This is a genomic window from Anaerofustis sp. (assembly GCF_019420015.1).
Classification (GTDB): domain Bacteria; phylum Bacillota; class Clostridia; order Eubacteriales; family Anaerofustaceae; genus Anaerofustis.
Genome location: NZ_JAHZIA010000039.1, coordinates 78,803 through 96,479 on the forward strand (window position 1 = coordinate 78,803; position 17,677 = coordinate 96,479).

The 17,677-nt window shown below is 31.7% G+C and carries 15 protein-coding genes; 5 read left to right on the top strand and 10 right to left on the bottom strand.

The window, feature by feature from the left end:
- Positions 1 to 108 precede the first annotated feature (108 nt).
- From pcrA to QZ357_RS06715, 3 genes are read right to left on the bottom strand one after another with little or no spacing between them, the layout of a single operon-like run.
- A complete protein-coding gene (gene pcrA / locus QZ357_RS06705; protein WP_290773538.1) occupies positions 109 to 2,331 on the bottom strand; it encodes a DNA helicase PcrA in 2,223 nt (740 codons plus the stop codon).
- Positions 2,332 to 2,333: 2 nt separating this feature from the next.
- Entirely contained in the window at positions 2,334 to 3,677 is a 1,344-nt protein-coding gene (locus QZ357_RS06710; protein WP_290773541.1) for an ATP-binding protein, read from the bottom strand.
- Positions 3,667 to 4,350: a response regulator transcription factor gene (locus QZ357_RS06715; RefSeq protein ID WP_290773544.1), complete on the bottom strand. Its 684-nt coding sequence runs from the start codon at positions 4,348 to 4,350 to the stop codon at positions 3,667 to 3,669. The genes QZ357_RS06710 and QZ357_RS06715 overlap by 11 nt, the downstream gene beginning before the upstream one ends.
- A gap of 142 nt (positions 4,351 to 4,492) precedes the next feature.
- Between QZ357_RS06715 and QZ357_RS06720 the strand changes: the two genes are divergently transcribed.
- Positions 4,493 to 4,663: a hypothetical protein gene (locus QZ357_RS06720; RefSeq protein WP_290773546.1), complete on the top strand. Its 171-nt coding sequence runs from the start codon at positions 4,493 to 4,495 to the stop codon at positions 4,661 to 4,663.
- Between the two features lie 113 nt (positions 4,664 to 4,776).
- Here QZ357_RS06720 and metA read toward each other — a convergent pair whose 3' ends face one another.
- From metA to QZ357_RS06755, 7 genes are all read right to left on the bottom strand, one after another.
- Positions 4,777 to 5,724, bottom strand: a complete 948-nt coding sequence (gene metA / locus QZ357_RS06725; protein ID WP_290773548.1) for a homoserine O-succinyltransferase — start codon at positions 5,722 to 5,724, stop codon at positions 4,777 to 4,779.
- Positions 5,725 to 5,863: 139 nt separating this feature from the next.
- Positions 5,864 to 7,150 (bottom strand): aminotransferase class I/II-fold pyridoxal phosphate-dependent enzyme, encoded by a 1,287-nt coding sequence (locus QZ357_RS06730; RefSeq protein ID WP_290773550.1) that lies wholly within the window; start codon positions 7,148 to 7,150, stop codon positions 5,864 to 5,866.
- Positions 7,151 to 7,452: 302 nt separating this feature from the next.
- Complete coding sequence (locus tag QZ357_RS06735; protein WP_290773560.1) at positions 7,453 to 9,519, bottom strand: ABC transporter permease; 2,067 nt, start codon at positions 9,517 to 9,519, stop codon at positions 7,453 to 7,455.
- Entirely contained in the window at positions 9,509 to 10,276 is a 768-nt protein-coding gene (locus QZ357_RS06740) for an ABC transporter ATP-binding protein (RefSeq protein WP_290773564.1), read from the bottom strand. Before QZ357_RS06740 ends, QZ357_RS06735 begins: the two co-directional genes overlap by 11 nt.
- A gap of 13 nt (positions 10,277 to 10,289) precedes the next feature.
- Positions 10,290 to 10,766 (bottom strand): hypothetical protein, encoded by a 477-nt coding sequence (locus QZ357_RS06745; RefSeq protein WP_290773567.1) that lies wholly within the window; start codon positions 10,764 to 10,766, stop codon positions 10,290 to 10,292.
- A gap of 604 nt (positions 10,767 to 11,370) precedes the next feature.
- On the bottom strand, positions 11,371 to 12,387 hold the full coding sequence (locus tag QZ357_RS06750) for a sensor histidine kinase (RefSeq protein ID WP_290773570.1): 1,017 nt from the start codon (positions 12,385 to 12,387) through the stop codon (positions 11,371 to 11,373).
- Complete coding sequence (locus QZ357_RS06755) at positions 12,384 to 13,049, bottom strand: response regulator transcription factor (protein ID WP_290773573.1); 666 nt, start codon at positions 13,047 to 13,049, stop codon at positions 12,384 to 12,386. Before QZ357_RS06755 ends, QZ357_RS06750 begins: the two co-directional genes overlap by 4 nt.
- A 163-nt stretch (positions 13,050 to 13,212) precedes the next feature.
- Between QZ357_RS06755 and brnQ the strand changes: the two genes are divergently transcribed.
- From brnQ to fusA, 4 genes are all read left to right on the top strand, one after another.
- Positions 13,213 to 14,526 (top strand): branched-chain amino acid transport system II carrier protein, encoded by a 1,314-nt coding sequence (gene brnQ, locus QZ357_RS06760; protein ID WP_290773575.1) that lies wholly within the window; start codon positions 13,213 to 13,215, stop codon positions 14,524 to 14,526.
- Positions 14,527 to 14,641: 115 nt separating this feature from the next.
- Entirely contained in the window at positions 14,642 to 15,001 is a 360-nt protein-coding gene (locus tag QZ357_RS06765) for a hypothetical protein (protein ID WP_290773578.1), read from the top strand.
- A gap of 12 nt (positions 15,002 to 15,013) precedes the next feature.
- Positions 15,014 to 15,439: a DUF948 domain-containing protein gene (locus QZ357_RS06770; RefSeq protein ID WP_290773581.1), complete on the top strand. Its 426-nt coding sequence runs from the start codon at positions 15,014 to 15,016 to the stop codon at positions 15,437 to 15,439.
- A gap of 93 nt (positions 15,440 to 15,532) precedes the next feature.
- On the top strand, positions 15,533 to 17,620 hold the full coding sequence (fusA, locus tag QZ357_RS06775; RefSeq protein ID WP_290773583.1) for an elongation factor G: 2,088 nt from the start codon (positions 15,533 to 15,535) through the stop codon (positions 17,618 to 17,620).
- Positions 17,621 to 17,677: the final 57 nt, after the last annotated feature.

The window sequence follows — 17,677 nt, forward strand, 5'->3', positions numbered from 1 at the left end:
AAAAAATGTCTTTTCTATAAAACCTTATCCATATAATACATTTTGTACACTTCATCATAATATGGATTATAATAAAAGATACTGTATCAAACAGTATCTTTTTTCAATTTATATCTTTTTAAATTTAGCAATTCCGGCCATAAATTTTTTAATGCCGATTTCGGGAAAAGCTGCCGTAATCTTTGCATCATCTCCGCTGCCTTCTATCCCAATAACCGTCCCGATACCCCAAGCATTATGTTCTATTTTATCTCCGGGACTCAAACTGATATCAGAAAAATTATTATTTTGTTTAAATAAGTTTTCGGTTTTTTTAGCCACATGCTTATAAGGATCGTACATCTTTTTCATGCCGGTATTTAAAAGCTCTTTTTCTTTGTTTTCAGATTTTATGACATCCGTTCCTTCTATAAGATCATTCGGTACTTCAAGAAGAAATCTGGAAGGATTTCTGTACTCGTTTCTACCATATACCCTTCTGGTTTCCGCTGATGACATATAAAGCTTTTTCCTCGCTCTGGTAATACCAACATAACAAAGTCTTCTTTCCTCTTCCATCTCGCTGTCTTCATTTACTGCTCTGTAGGTTGGAAACAAATTTTCTTCCATACCCGGCATAAATACTATATCAAATTCCAAGCCCTTTGCGTTATGAAGTGTCATAAGAAGAACTTTTGAGCTATTTTCATCATAAGAATCAACACCGGCTACAAGAGCTGCATTTTCAAGAAAAGCCTCCAATGTATTTTCTTCTTCATTATTCTCAAAATCCCCTGCCGCATTGACAAGCTCGTCCAAATTCTCAAGTCTGCCCGAAGCATTTTCCATTTTCCCCTCTTTCAACATCTGCTCATATCCGCTTAAATGAATTGTATTAATTACAATGTCCATAAGCCCATTGCTTTCAGCCAGTCTTCTTATCTCTTCCATAGTATCTCTGAAAAGCATGAGTTTTTCTTTAATGGCACCTTTAAATAAAGGAGAAGAATCTATATTTTTTATAACCTCATACATGGAAATTCCTTTCATAAAAGAATAGTCCTTTATCTTTTCAATACTTGCCGGTCCGATTCCCCTTTTTGGAGTATTGATTATTCTCATAAGTGCAATATCATCCTGAGGATTTACTATCATCTTTAAATACGCAAGTATATCTTTAATTTCCATACGATCATAGAACTTTGTTCCCGCAACAATCTGATACGGTATATTTCTTCTTATCAAACCTTCTTCTAAAATACGGGATTGTGCATTTGTTCGATAAAGTACTGCAATATCACTGAAAGGAATCCCGTTATATTCATTCAAACAAAATATTTCCCTGGAAATAAGAGAGGACTCTTCCAAATCACTGTTTGCATGAAGATACTTTATAGTTTCTCCTTCTTCATTATCCGTAAACAACGTTTTTCCCATTCTCTTTTTATTGTGTTCTATAACTCCATTTGCGGCATTTAATATATTTTTTGTACACCTGTAATTTTGTTCAAGTCTTATAATTTTCGCATCATCAAAATCATCCTCAAATTCTAATATATTTCTTATTGAAGCCCCTCTCCATCCATATATACTTTGGTCATCGTCACCGCAAACACATATATTTCTGTGTTCTTCTGCGAGTTTACTGACTATTGCATACTGGGATAAGTTTGTATCTTGATACTCGTCTACAAGAATATATTTAAATCTGTTTTTATATTTGTTTAAAACTTCGGGGCATTTTGCAAAAAGTATATTGATATTTAAAAGTAAATCATCAAAGTCCATTGCATTTGAACTTAACAGTCTTTTTTGATATTCACTATAAATTTGTGCAATCTTAGCTTCAGTATAAGCTTCATCAAAATCCCCGTGCTCGTCCATATAGTCATCACTGGTTTCAAGGTTATTCTTAAGAAGGGATATTTGAGATTTCACTCCTTCAACAGGAAACTCTTTATCTGAAATATCCAAATCCTTTAAAATTGATTTTACCAGCCTTTTGGTATCATCATCATCATATATAGAAAAATTATTTGTATACCCCAAATTATCTCCTTCCATTCTCAATATCCTTGCACATATCGAGTGAAAAGTACCCATCCATATATCTGAGGTAAAAGGAATCCCCATACTGTCAATTCTTTCTCTCATTTCTCCGGCTGCTTTATTCGTAAATGTAAGCGCCAAAATTTCCCAAGGCTTTGCATAGCCGTGCTCTATTATGTACGCTATTCTGTGTATTATCGTTCTCGTCTTACCGCTTCCCGCACCTGCAAGAATAAGTAAGGGACCGTCCACGCAAGTTACAGCCTCTTTTTGTTTGTCATTTAACATACTAAGTAAATCCATAATTATTCATTCTCCTTATAAGATACCAAAGGTAAGGTTATGATTACATCTGTACCTTTATTTTCCATACTTTCTATATTAATCGTTCCGTCTAAATTGTCCACTATCCATTTTGCAATCGAAAGACCTAAACCACTACCGTTTTTCCTTCTGCTTCTTGCTTTATCTACACGATAAAATCTGGTAAATACTCTTTTTACCTCTTCTCTTTTCATCCCAATCCCTTGATCTTTTACCTTTATAACAATATTATTTTTACTTAAATCAAGCTTAACTGCAATTATGATTTGTGTATCCTCATTTGAATATTCAATCGCATTATCCAAAAGAATCATAAGAAGTTGCGTAAACTTATCCTCATCTATATTTGCAATAATTTTATCGTAATAACAAGACATATAAATTCTTATCTTTTTCTTAGCTGCAATATACTCTATTTTTTCTATTGCATCCTTTATCAAATGAACAATATCCTTATCCATATTATTGAAAGGAATCTGACCCAAATCCGCTTTTGAAAGAATAAGCAAATCCCCTACCATTTTATCCATTCTGGTTATTTCGCTTTTAGCGTAGTTAATCCACATTTCCTGTGACTTAACGGTCTCATTTTCATTGGATTCCACAAGTTCTAGGTTCGTCTTTATTACTGCAATAGGAGTCCTGAGTTCATGTGATGCATCCGCAATAAAACGTTTTTGGTTTTCGATTGTTTCTTTAATAGGAACAAGAGCTTTATCTGCGGTAAAAAAACCACCTATTAAAGAAATTATAACCCCCAAAATTATCGTGAAAATTATTATAGAAAGAAACTTATTCAAGGTTTCACTTTCCAAGCTACCGTCTCTCGCAACTAAAATAAGCTGCATATTTCCAGAATTATCCGTAATCAAAGTAGTGCAGGCTCTAAAGGATATTTTACTGTCGGCATAATTTACAAATACATATTTCCCGTCTTGTTCTTTTACTTCTACATTCGATTCATCAGGATCGGAAAAATAAGACATCGCAATCTTACTTAATTTTTTATTGCTTATTTTTATTTTCCCATAAGAAAATACAGTGTTAAAATTATCATCCAACAATATTAACTTACACTTTTCATTATTTAATTTTTCTTTAAAATAATATAGTTCTTGATTATACGATAAATCTTTGTCTATATCTTTATAATTACTCTTGGAAAATCTTTTGGACTGATAAACAATATTCATCAACTCATTATCAACAGATGAAGAAAAAGAATAAGAAGAAAAGACATAAATAAAAGTAGTCATCGTAAGCAAGATGACCAGTAAAACAAAAGTATTCGTTAAAATAAGTTTATTTTTTATTTTATTTATCATTATCCTTTTCCTTAAGAGTATATCCCAGTCCTCTGTTGGTAATTATTTTTATATCGGCATCATTACCCAACTTTTTCCTTAAATAATGTATGTATATCTCAACGCTGTTATCTATTGCATAACTGTCAATACCCCATACTTTATCTAAAATATAATCTTTGGATAATACATTATCCTTATTTTTCATCAATGTTTCGAGTAAATTTGTTTCTTTTTTTGTCAGTGTTTCTTTTCTTTCCCCCACACTTAAAGATGCATTATTTACATTTAACTTTACATTGCCCATAACTATTGTATCTTCGGATATACTTCCCAAGTTTCTTCTCGACAATGCCCTTATCCTGGCTATCAATTCTTTTGTATCAAAAGGTTTTGTAAGATAATCGTCAGCCCCCAAGTCAAGACCTTTAACTCTGTCGTCTATATTATCGAGAGCAGTCAAAAGAAGAATCGGAGTGCTATTATGTTCTTCTCTCAATGTTTTCAGTATTGTAAGCCCATCCATTTCAGGAAGCATTATATCAAGAACGATAACATCATAGATCCCTTTTCTTGCAAGCATAAGCCCCGATACACCATCAGCCACGGTATCGGCCAATATTTTATTTTTTTCAAGAAGAGCTACCAAAGGAAGTGCCAATGTAACTTCATCTTCCACAATAAGTACTCTCATAATTTTAATTCCTTTCTGTTTTATATATTATAAGTCATAAGATAAAAATAAACAATTTTTTTTAATAATTTTAATTTTTTAAGGTAATTTTAAGGTTCACAGAATATAATTACACATTATAAGGAAAGAAGGAGTGTTTTATATGAAATGTCCTTATTGCTCTAGCAAAGAAATCGGTAAAATAGGCAGAAAAAAATACTTTTGCAGTAATTGTTTTTCTGAAATAGTTATAAATTCAAATAAATTTAAAGTAATATCTTTGAATGAAAAAGGGATAGCAAAAGTGGTTAAAACCTGCACAATAACCGATTAGCATAAATATTGAAACAGAAACGAATTTTTATCCCCTCAGTTTTCGTTTCCAAAATTAATTTAAGTTTGTTAAACTAAAAGAAAATCGTTCTGATAACAGAACGATTTTCTTTTTTATTCCTCCAAGAATCCAAATTCTTTATCTATTTTATTTAACTTTTCCAAATCAAACGGAGTAGTTTGATATACATGATAATTCAACCAATTTGAAAAAAGCATATTTCCGTGTGCCCTCCATTTTACTATAGGTCTTTTTGTATCATCATCATCCGGAAAGTAATGTTTTGGAACTTTCGGCTTTAAACCTTTTTTCTTATCCCTTTCATACTCTTCTTTTAAAGTATTGGGGTCATATTCACTGTGTCCGAATACAAATATTTTTCTTTGATCCTTGCTTACCAATAAGTAAGCTCCTGCTTCTTTACTTGTCGCAACAATTTCCAGATCTTGCTCTTTTTTTATGTCTTTAATAAGACACTGCGTGTGTCTGGAATGAGGAGCATAAAAAACATCATCAAAACCTCTGACAATAGGCCTTCTTCTTACTATTTTATGCTCAAATACCCCAAACATTTTTTCAGGCAAGTCTTTTTTATTTATTCCGTAATAATGGTTTAAAGCGGCTTGAGCCCCCCAACAAATAAACATAGTTGAAAAAACATTTTTATCCGCAAAATCAAATATTTGTTGAAGCTCCTCCCAGTAATTTACATCATCAAATTCCAATTTTTCTACAGGAGCACCCGTAATAATCATGCCATCGTATTTTTTATGTTTTATATCATCAAAGTTTTTATAAAATGCTCTCAAATGATTATGGGAAGTATTTTTACTGATATGTGATTTCATATTTATCAAATCAACTTTTACCTGTAAAGCAGTATTACTTATGAGTCTTAACAACTGTGTCTCGGTGACTATTTTTGTAGGCATCAAATTTACGATTGCAAGTTCAAGAGGTCTTATATCTTGGCTTTTCGCTCTCTCTTCATGCATAACAAAGATATTTTCTCTATCAAGCTGTTTAGACGCAGGCAAATCTTTAGGTATTATAACAGCCATAATTTATCCTCTTTTCTTTCCTAATATTAAAATTGTTATTTCTTTAATTTTTTCTTTACATATATTCCAAATACCGCACAAAGGATAACTTTGTATATTATCCCCAATACAGAAACAATACATATACTTCTTAATTAAATCAAACCAGTTCAAGGGCTTTCGCCAAATCTTCTTTAATGTCTTCTAAATCTTCTATACCGACAGACAATCTAATTAAATCGGGTTGTACCCCTGCCTCCATCAATTCCTTATCATTCATCTGACGATGAGTATGACTTGCAGGATGAAGCACTGATGTTCTCGCATCTGCAACATGAGTAACTATAGCAGCAAGGTTTAAATTATCCATCATTGTAACAGCAGCTTCTCTTCCACCTTTTAATCCAAAGGAGATTACCCCGCAGGTACCTTTCGGCATATATTTTTTTGCAAGTTCATGATACTTATTATCCTTAAGTCCTGCATAATTAACCCAAGCAACTTTTTCATGTGCAGATAAAAATTCAGCAATTGCCAAAGCATTTTCACAGTGTCTTTTCATTCTTAAGTGGAGTGTTTCTAAACCTATATTTAAAAGAAAAGCATTTTCAGGAGACTGAATTGAGCCAAGATCACGCATTAGCTGCGCGGTTGCCTTGGTTATATAAGCCTTCTTTCCAAATCTCTCGGTATAAACCAAACCATGATAGGTAAGATCCGGTGTCGTAAGTCCCGGAAATTTATCCTTATAAAGCTCCCAATCAAAATTCCCACTGTCAACTATTGCTCCCCCAACACTGGTAGCATGTCCATCCATATACTTCGTGGTTGAATGAGTTACGATATCTGCTCCCCACTCAAAAGGACGGCAGTTAATAGGTGTAGCAAATGTATTGTCTATAATAAGAGGTACACCGTGTTCATGAGCAGCTTTGGCAAACTTTTCAATATCCAATACCACAAGTGCCGGATTTGCAATAGTTTCACCGACAACTGCTTTTGTATTCTTCTTAAAGGCTTTATCAAGCTCTTCCTCACTTATATCAGGGTCTACAAAAGTACATTCAACGCCCATTTTCCTTATAGTATGAGCATAAAGGTTATATGTACCACCATAAACGGCAGATGAACAAATAATATGATCTCCCGCCTGAGCAATATTCATAACGGCATAAAAGTTTGCAGCCTGTCCGGAAGATGTAAGCATCGCAGCCTCTCCGCCTTCAAGCTCACAAATCTTCTGTGCTACCATATCATTTGTCGGGTTTTGAAGCCTTGTATAAAAATATCCTTCAGCCTCAAGGTCAAAAAGTTTCCCCATTTCCTCGCTTGAGCTGTATTTAAATGTAGTCGATTGTATTATCGGAAGAACTCTGGGCTCTCCGTTTTTAGGTTGATATCCACCTTGAACACACTTAGTTCCTTGTTTTTTATTTTTAATATCCATCTTTATATCTCCTAAATAAATTACGTTGGATTTAATGTTATCAAATATCTTGTTATAAGTAAATACATTAATAATCATTTAGAAATAGATTTTAACTATAACCAGTTATATATTAACACCTAATTCACTGATTCTTATAAATAACAGAAACCATTAAGATTTACAATACATGGTATTACCGAAAAATATAACAAAAAAACAAAAGAAGACACTTCATCTTTAAACCATATATAAATACACAATACGTATTTTATAAAAACATTGCTGTTATAATTAAAAAATAAAAGAGGCAAATGCCCCTTTTATTTTTCTCTTATTATATTTTTACTTGAAAAATAAGTTATAAGGAAGTACCCTCCGTATATTAAAACTATAACAACGGCAGTTACCGTAATAGAAGGAAGTATGTTCATATGCCCAAATGTCGATAAGATGATATCGGCAAATTGTAATCCGAATATAGAATGAATCACCGCTAACAATAAAGGCAACATAAAGAATATTCCTATCTGCATAAACAAAGCTCGGTTTATCATTTCGTTACTTGCACCTATTTTTCTTAGTATAGAATATCTTTCAATATTATCAGTACTTTCCGACAATTCCTTTAATGCAAGAATAGCTGCAGAAGTGATTAAAAATATTATTCCAAGGTAAATACCTATAAAGGTTACCGTGGCGCCAATCCCTTTTGAACTGGCATAATTATCGATTTTGCTTAATACTGTAACTTTTATCGACATATCTTTTACATCTTTAAATTTGCTGTTTTGCTCTACGTCCTCTTTAAGATTCTTTTCAAATGTTAATTTTTGTTCTTCATCTGCAACTTTGTAATTAGCATTAAAATAATTAATTTCCTTTTGTTTATATCCAAATGTAACATCATCGGGAACTATTATTATACCAAAATTAAGTCCCTGTATTGAATTCTCAACAAATCCATCATAACATTTATCGGATCCGGGTGTATACGTTTTTCCATTTAAAGTAATTTTAGTTCCGCTTTTAAGAGCTTTATCCCTTAAATTTTTTATGTTATCATAATTACATACAATGCCATATTCATTATTGTTAAGATGTACTTCTTCATTACCGAATAATCTTGCAACTTTATTATAGTCAGATACTTTCATTATTTCTTCTGCTGCATCTAAATCTCCTCTAGGGAAAAGCTCTTTAACTTCCGGAAGTATGTTTTTAAGCGTATCTTTTAATTTTACTTCTTCACTTGTATACCCACTGACTTCAACCACGTTATTAAAATTTTTATTTACATCATACCCCATATCTTTCAACATACTTCGTATGTCTTTCTTAGAAAAATCTGCTACACTGTTCGAATACCCGTCACTTTCATTTAAATTCATATTTTTATTTATACTGATATCAACGGGGTTATACTTTCTCAAATCCGACGTAATTGCATTATTCATAGCAAGTCCAGACGAGAGCATCCCTATTGTCGTAAACAACATCAAACATATCAAACTCATCGAAATAACCGTAGTATTTATTTTTGAATTGATTTGCTTTAACACAAACATATTAAGATTTTTATAATAAAGTCTCTTGTTTGATTGTACAAGCTTTAATACAAAACCTGACAAAGAGAAAAAGAACAGAAAAGTCGCAACAGCCCCTATGGCAATATATTTAAGAACTTCATTTTCCGTTAAATTCATTGCATTGGCTGTTACATTATAATACGAATATCCAAGCATAATAACAGAAATGACAAATATAAACACCGAAACAATCGGATTTCTTAATTTTATCTTTTCCGATTTCCTTCCCCCTGTCAATAAATCTATAAGCTTATACTTCGATACCACAAAAGTATTGAATATCATTACAAAAATATACACTATAGAAAAATACATAACAGTTTTTATCAACGCCTGAGAAGAAAATACAAATTTAAAATTACTCATATCCGCCTCAAACATCCCCGCAACTACCACAGACATGAATTGGGACACAAAAACTCCAAGTATCAATCCCACGAACAAAGATATTATTCCTATAAAAAGAGTTTCAAAAAACAATATTTTTGACAGTTGCCCCTTACCCATTCCGAGAGTAAGGTATACTCCGAATTCTTTTTTTCTTCTTTTTATTAAAAAATTATTTGCATACATTATCAAAAAACCAAGAACTATCGATATAAAAACGGATAATCCCGAAAGCATATTAATCATTAACTTTACGACATCACTTGAAGACTTTGAAAGGTTTATTATAGGAATTTGCGCATCCATTGAATTAAAGACATAAAACACCCCAATACCTAAAATCAAAGTCATAAAGTATATTGTATAATCTTTAATGCTTTTCTTTATATTTTTCATTGATAATTTAAATAACATCGTTAAGCTCACCTCCGAGAAGAGTAACAACTTCTATTATCTTATTAAAAAATTCTTTCCTGTCACTGTCTCCTTTTACAATCTCATTAAATATTTTTCCGTCTTTAATAAATAAAACCCTTTCGGCTTTGGAAGCGGTAAAAGCATCATGTGTAACCATCAATATTGTGGCACTGAGTTGCTTATTTAACAGGTCAAGACTTTGTAAAAGCATTTTAGCCGATTTAGAGTCAAGAGCTCCTGTCGGTTCATCCGCAAGAATAATCTTGGGATTTGTGATAATTGCCCTTGCACAGGCAACTCTTTGTTTTTGCCCTCCGGACATTTCATAAGGATACTTGTTAAGTACATCCGATATTCCAAGAGCCCTTGATATATTATTAACCCTCTTTTCTATTTCTCCGACTCTCATTTTTTGAATTGTAAGAGCGAGTGCAATATTTTCATAAGCGGTAAGAGTATCCAAAAGGTTAAAATCCTGAAATATAAATCCGAGTCTGTTTCTTCGAAATTCATTCAGTTGTTTCCCTTTTAAATTCGTTATATTTATATCTCCGATAAATATATCACCGCTTGTTACTTTATCTATAGTAGATATAACGTTTAATAATGTTGTTTTACCGCTTCCGCTTGATCCCATAATTGCCACAAATTCACCTTTATCAACATCAAAACTTATATCTTTTATAGCTTTTGTTAAATTTGATTTGTTACCATAATATTTTTCTATATTTTCAACTCTTAATACTTTTTCCATACTGTTCTCTCCTTTATAATTCTTCTGACTTTATGTTAAATTTTCCGCTGAACCCGTCACATATAATTCCTATATAAAACTCACCGTCATATGATTTAATGTCTATTTCTCCCTTTTCGGGCCCTTTTATATCAAATTTCTCCATAACTTTTACCTCTGAATTATTTTTTAGAACAAGCTTTGCTGCACCCTCTTTTACATCTACATCGTATTCCAGATGAATATTTTTATTTTTTCTGTTTACTTCAACCGAACCAAATAACACTTCCTGTTTAGTGCAATTATCATAAATACATTTATAATTACCCGTATTTGTATTCTTGTTTAGTACTCTTTCTCCGATAAGCTCATTATCATTTGTAAGAACATTGTTACCGATATTGTTTAATACATTGTTATACCGAGTAATAATCTTATCTTTATTCACACTGCAACCCGCAAGAATTAACGAAACGGAAAATATAAATGCTACAGCAACTTTCTTGTTCATACTATATCCCTCCTTTGATAATGCAATTATAGAAGAATATAATAAGTTCATCCATTGATTTAGATAACATAACCTTACAGTTTTGTAATATTTCAACATTATCAAGCTTTATTAAAAAACACTGCCCCCATATAAATAAAAGGCTCTATGGATTTTGACACATCAAAGAATACAGTTTTATATAACTGTTTACAGGTCAAAAATAGGTCAAACAAAAACAATAAAAAAGAGTTCTTATAATATACCCTCTACAATAAGGTTTATTTAACTATCACAAGAACGATAAAGAAAAGATTTTATTTTTTAATTCCTTTTCTTTGTTATTTATTAAAATATATACCTAAATTGCTTATAGGCTCGTTTATAAAGTTTATTATCTTGTACATTTCATCTTCTCGAAAGTATTTGTTTTTTATTTAATAGCGAGGCTAAATCTTTTATGTCATTTTCTTGCTCCATTAATTTAACTCTTAGCTTTTTGTATGGCTTCATTGTTAACGGCCTCCTATATGTTTGTTTTTTATTGTAGAGAGTGCTTAATTTTATATTTTTATATAATGAAATTATATATCACAACAAACAAAAAAGGAGTAAAAACTCCTTTTTAATCAATAATATTAGTATATGAACTTATCGGAAAAGTCAGCACAACAATGGTTTTTGCATTTTCTTGAGAAAGGACATCAATTTTATGATACAAGCTGTCACATAAAGTCTTGCATATATAAAGTCCCATACCAGTTGATTTATACATTTTCCTTCCGTTTTCTCCTGTAAACCCTTTATCAAATACTTTTGATATATCACTCTGTTTTATACCAATTCCGTTATCTTCTATACAAAGCTTTATACAATCTTTTTTCTTAATCGTATATATCCATATTTTGGCATTTTGCTTCTTTGAATATTTTATACTGTTTATAACTATTTGATTTATTATAAATTCCAGCCATTTTACATCAGAATTTACGGTTACATCCAGTTCATCCATTTTAAGACTTATCTTTTTTTGAATAAAATCTTTTTTGTTTCTTAAAACTGCTCTTTTAACGACATCCTCCAAGTTAACCTTTTGAATTATGTAATCCTTCTCTACATTCTTGCTTCGTGCATAATATAAAACTTGCTCAACCAAATTGTCTATTTTATTAAGTTCATCATCGATACTGTCTGTAACTTCATTTCTGTTATTTTCTATAATCATTTTCGACGTTGCAATCGGAGTTTTTATTTCATGACACCAAAGCTCGATGTAATCCTCTAAATCATCACTTTTTCTTTTATATTTGTTGATACTCTCCAACATCGATTTATCTACGGTATAAATAACATCCTTAAAAATTTCTCCTTCAATGAAGTTTACATTGCCTAAAAACTCACTTATAAGATACTTCTTATCCAATTTATTCAGGTTTTTATACATCCTGTCATAAAATCTTTTTCTTCTTAAGTAGTCATAAGTAAATGAAATTATCGGAACTATTATAATAAAGGAAAGAATATTTAATCTCAAAAGTAAATTAACTTTAAATATAAAAAGAAATACCGCTGATATCAAAAATAAAATCAAATATAAAACTATATTTACAGCTTTGTCTTTCAAATAATTTTTTAAACTCATGGTATGATATAGCCCTGACCTCTCTTGGTTTCTATAAATTTATTCACTCCTGCAATTTCAAGTTTTTTTCTGAGCCTGTTTATATTTACAGTTAATGTATTATCGTCGACAAATTCGTTATTATCCCATAAATAATCCATAAGCTCGTCCCTGGATACAATTCTAGACTTATTTTTTATCAAAAAATGTAATATTTTGAGCTCATTTTTACTTAAATCAATTTCTCTATCATTATAAGTAAATGTACTCTTTGAAATATTAACCGTTAAATCCATATAAGAAATACTTTGCGAAAAATCCTTATTTACCCTCTTAAGCAAAGCCTCTATTCTCGCTATTAGTATCCTTGGATTATAAGGTTTTGTTATATAATCATCTGCCCCGTAATTTATACATATCAATTCATCCATTTCCGAGGTTCTGCTAGTAAGCATAATTATTGGAATATCAGACTTCTTTCTCACTTCTTTACATATATATTCTCCGTCTATACCCGGCAGATTGATGTCTAAAAGAACAACGTCTGCTCCACTTTTTACAATTAAATCGACACTGTTTTTAAAATCCAATATTTCATTTACAGCATAACCGTTGTTGTTTAAATATAAAGTAAGTTCATTTCTGAGTTTTCTATCATCTTCTATAATCAATATATCGGGCATTTCTCTTCTCCGTATTCAATAATTATTTATATTTTATCATCGATTTTTTAATTATATCTTAAAATTAAGTTAATGAACAATTAAACTTTTAAATTTATAAAATGTATACTAAGTCGTTATTATATGTTAAAATATTTAAATATCAAAATGAAAGCGGGAAATCATGAAAAGTTTAAATAAAAAAGATATTATAATACTGGGAATAACACTGTTTTCAATGTTTTTCGGCGCAGGGAATCTGATTTTTCCTCCTTACTTGGGAAACAATGCAGGTGAAAATTTTATTCCCGCATTTCTGGGATTTGCGGTAAGTGCAATAGGATTACCGGTCTTGGCCGTTACGGCGGTAACAAAGTCAGGTGGGCTGAATAAACTGGCATCAAGAGTACATCCCGCCTTTTCTTATATATTTATCATAATACTGTATCTAGCAATAGGTCCATGCCTTGCAATACCAAGGACAGCCAGTACGTCGTTTGAAATGGCAATATTACCCTTCTATAAACCTCAAAGCATACTTCCAAGCATTATATATTCATTTATATTTTTTACCGTAGCTGTAATAATAGCTCAAAAACCGGAAAAGCTTACGGAATATCTTGGTAAAAAACTCACCCCATGCTTGATTACGCTAATTACTATCATATTTTTAGGTACGATGTTTTTTGCCGTTTCATCCATACCCGTATCAAGTACTGCATATAAAAGCCATTCTCTGATAAAAGGATTTTTAGACGGCTACCAAACAATGGATACATTGGCAGCATTGAATTTCGGTATAATAATTTCCATGAATATAATGGCAAAAGGAATAAAAGAAAAAAAATCCGTTATGAAATATACGATAAATGCCGGATGGATTGCAGGTATATTATTATTTATAATATATTTAATGTTGGGATTGACAGGACTGTTTACAGACATTAACAGACTAAACATGGAAAACGGAGCCCAGATATTAACGGTATCGGTATCATCAATATTTGGACATACAGGACTCATTATACTTGCAATCATATTTATCATTGCCTGTTTAAATACATGTATAGGTTTATTCAGCTGCTGCGGAAAATATTTCAGCGATATTGTACCTAAAATCAGTTATAGAAAATGGGTAATGATATTTGCAATAACATCTTTCTTCATCGCAAATATAGGACTTACACAGATACTTAAATATTCAGTGCCGATATTAAATATATTATATCCCACTTCGATAGTATTAATAGTATTGGCACTTATACATAATAAAATTAAAAATCTAAAATTTATATATCCTATAACAATATATGTGTGCATTTTATTTTCCGTTTTAATTGTTTTTAATCAAAACGGAATAAATACTCCTTTATCGAATATAATTATAAGCAAGATGCCGTTATACGAAATCGGATTCGGATGGGTAGTCCCTACACTTATTGCTTTTATATTGAGCTGTTTATTAAATAAAATTATAAATAAAAATTTAAAACAATAAAAAGTATCTCAAATGATCAATATAAATTAAACGAAAGCAAATCAAACAAATTTATATGTATTTTTTTCACAAAATGTGATAATATATATTTAGATGTATTAAGGAGGACAAAACTATGTCAAGTGGAAAATTTTTAGCAGGATTAACAATAGGCGTTATCGCAGGAATAGCGGCAAAATACGTTTACGATAATAAAGAAGAAATAATGGATATAGCATTAGATAACTATTATATTGCAAAAGACGAAATTTGTACTTTTGCACAACATTCTCTTGAAAAAGCAGAAAAATTATCTAAGCAAGCAAAGGAAAGTGCGGAACTTGCCATTGATGCGGCAAAAGATAAAATTGATGCTGTAAGCGACTATGCCGAAGAACAAATTGATGACCTAAAAGGAATGGTCAAAGAATCAAAAGAAAACAAAGAAGAAAATTTGGAAGATTTTGAATTAAAATTCGATGAAGAACTTCTGTAAACGGAGAAATAAATGAGTATTAATCTTAGTCCTTTAGATATTGCTTTAATTGCCGTCTGTATTGCATTGGTAATATTAATTATTTATCTTATTATAACGGTTAACAGATTATCAAAAACATTGAACGAAGCAAACAGATTACTAAAAGATGTACAAATTATAGCAGAAGAAAATACTAAGAATATAAATTCTATTGTTGAAAATGTAGAATATATTACAACAGATGCAAGAGAACTAACCAAAAAGGTGAATACTTCCGTAAAAGGAATAGAAACGGCATTAAAAACCCCTCTTGATGATCCAAACGGTATCATTGAAGGAACGATGAAAATAAAAAAATATTACTCTACAGCAAAAAACATAATGTTTGCGGCAATGGTTGTAAAAGATTTTCTGCATAAGAGAAAACATAAAAAATCCAAGAAAAAAATTAAATAATATTGTCGACATAAGGTTGTAGCTGAAATCTCGTTAGATTGCTGCGGCCTTTTTAAATATTATCATTAAATAAAAGCAAAAGGAGAAAGACAAATGAAAACGTATAAAACCAAGGACATACGAAATGTTGCACTACTTGGCCATGGAGGCTCAGGTAAGACCTTGCTTGCAGAAGCAATGGCTTTGAAGGCAGGTCTTATCGAAAGACTTGGGAAAACAGAAGACGGAACAACCATATCAGACTATGATATATGTGAGCAAAGCAAAAAAAGTTCTGTATCTACTTCACTGATTCCCATAGAACACGGCGGAGTCAAAATAAATGTTTTGGATATTCCGGGATATTTTGACTATATAGGAGAACAATGTTCTGCTCTTAGAGTTGCAGATACAGCCGTTATAGTTGTAGATGCGGTTAGCGGGGTTCAAGTAGGTACGGAAAAAGCCTACGAAATGGCCGTTGAAAGAGGAATTCCCGTTGCATTCGTAATCAACAAATTGGACAGGGAAAATGTTGATACTCACAAAGTTATGGAAGAATTAAGAGCATTAACTGGACCGAAGATAGTTCCTTTCCAAATTCCTATAAATGAAGGTGTCGGATTTAACAGTGTTGCGGACATATTCGATAACAAAGCATATACATATGAACAAGGGAAAATGACAATAACAGATGTACCCGAATCAACTATCGCGAAATCTTCAAAATATAAAGATATTATTTTTGAAATTGCCGCCACAACAGATGAAGCATTAATGGAAAAATACTTCGAAGACGAGGACGGGACACTCACAGAAGCAGAACTTCACTCAGGAGTGAAAACCGCAATAGCAAATGAAGAATTAATACCTGTATTTTGTGTAAGTGCATTAAATGATATAGCAATAGATAAATTTTTGGATGCAATCGTATATAACTTCCCTACACCAATTGAAGCAAAAGCAGCAAAAGTAGATCAAGACGGAAAACAAGCTCAGCGTCATTACGCGGACGATGAACCTCTAAGTATGTTTGTATTCAAAACCATTGCCGATCCGTTCGTAGGAAAGCTATCGCTGTTCAAAATAAAAAGCGGTATATTAAAACCGGGAATGGAATTAAATAACACAACACAAGATAAAAAAGAAAAAATCGCTAAAGTTTTTACGCTAATAGGTAAAAAACAAGAAGAAGTAATGGAAATGCATCCTGGAGATATAGGTGCGATTGCAAAACTTACTTATACAAAAACCTCTGATACATTGTGCGACCCTAAAGACAACATAAAATTCAACCCTATAAAGTTCCCTCAATCAATTATATTTACGGGTATAGAACCAAAATCAAGGGGAGATGAGGATAAACTATCTACGGGACTTGCAAAATTAAAAGAAGAAGATCCTACAATTGTAGTAAAAAGAAACGAAGAAACCCACCAGAATGTACTTTACGGAATGGGTGAAACACATCTAGAAGTAATAAAAGAAAAACTTAAAAATAAGTTTGGAATAGAAGTTATTCTTACTGCTCCGATAATTCCATACAGAGAAACCATAAAGAAAAAAGCAACTGCCGAAGGAAAGCATAAAAAACAATCTGGAGGAAGAGGTCAATTTGGTGTTGTAAATATTGATTTTGAACCTACATATAATCTTGAAGACGATTTGGTATTTGTAGATGCGGTAGTCGGAGGAGCCGTACCTAGGAACTTTATACCTGCGGTTGAAAAAGGTCTTAGAGAATGTATAAATCACGGTGTTCTTGCAGGTTATCCTGTTGTAGGACTTAAAGCGACGTTATTTGACGGAAAGTTCCACCCTGTCGATTCTGACGAAATGAGTTTCAAAATGGCTGCAAGCCTTGCTTATAAACAAGGACTATCAAATGCAGATCCTGTATTGCTTGAACCTATATACAAAGTAGAAATCACCATACCGGATGAATATACCGGAGATGTAATGGGAGATTTAAACAAGAAAAGAGGAAGAGTTCTCGGAATGGATCCTGTAGGAAACGGAAAAACAATGATTACGGCAGAAGTTCCACTAGGAGAAATGTTCAAGTATGCTACAGAACTTCGTTCAATGACACAAGCAAGAGGATCTTTCACTATGGATTTTGAAAGATATGATGAAGTGCCTCAAATGGCAAGTGCGAAAATCATTGAAGAAGCTAAAGCAAGAAAAGAATCTAAAAAATAATAATATAAAATAAAAAAAGAAACACCCTCAAAAGGTGTTTCTTTTTTAATAACATTA

Bases quoted from the DNA above. Each gene is read 5' to 3' on its own strand.
- pcrA (WP_290773538.1), bottom strand. From the start codon at position 2,331: ATGGATTTACTTAGTATGTTAAATGACAAACAAAAAGAGGCTGTAACT.
- QZ357_RS06710 (WP_290773541.1), bottom strand. From the start codon at position 3,677: ATGATAAATAAAATAAAAAATAAACTTATTTTAACGAATACTTTTGTT.
- QZ357_RS06715 (WP_290773544.1), bottom strand. From the start codon at position 4,350: ATGAGAGTACTTATTGTGGAAGATGAAGTTACATTGGCACTTCCTTTG.
- QZ357_RS06720 (WP_290773546.1), top strand. From the start codon at position 4,493: ATGAAATGTCCTTATTGCTCTAGCAAAGAAATCGGTAAAATAGGCAGA.
- metA (WP_290773548.1), bottom strand. From the start codon at position 5,724: ATGGCTGTTATAATACCTAAAGATTTGCCTGCGTCTAAACAGCTTGAT.
- QZ357_RS06730 (WP_290773550.1), bottom strand. From the start codon at position 7,150: ATGGATATTAAAAATAAAAAACAAGGAACTAAGTGTGTTCAAGGTGGA.
- QZ357_RS06735 (WP_290773560.1), bottom strand. From the start codon at position 9,519: ATGTTATTTAAATTATCAATGAAAAATATAAAGAAAAGCATTAAAGAT.
- QZ357_RS06740 (WP_290773564.1), bottom strand. From the start codon at position 10,276: ATGGAAAAAGTATTAAGAGTTGAAAATATAGAAAAATATTATGGTAAC.
- QZ357_RS06745 (WP_290773567.1), bottom strand. From the start codon at position 10,766: ATGAACAAGAAAGTTGCTGTAGCATTTATATTTTCCGTTTCGTTAATT.
- QZ357_RS06750 (WP_290773570.1), bottom strand. From the start codon at position 12,387: ATGAGTTTAAAAAATTATTTGAAAGACAAAGCTGTAAATATAGTTTTA.
- QZ357_RS06755 (WP_290773573.1), bottom strand. From the start codon at position 13,049: ATGCCCGATATATTGATTATAGAAGATGATAGAAAACTCAGAAATGAA.
- brnQ (WP_290773575.1), top strand. From the start codon at position 13,213: ATGAAAAGTTTAAATAAAAAAGATATTATAATACTGGGAATAACACTG.
- QZ357_RS06765 (WP_290773578.1), top strand. From the start codon at position 14,642: ATGTCAAGTGGAAAATTTTTAGCAGGATTAACAATAGGCGTTATCGCA.
- QZ357_RS06770 (WP_290773581.1), top strand. From the start codon at position 15,014: ATGAGTATTAATCTTAGTCCTTTAGATATTGCTTTAATTGCCGTCTGT.
- fusA (WP_290773583.1), top strand. From the start codon at position 15,533: ATGAAAACGTATAAAACCAAGGACATACGAAATGTTGCACTACTTGGC.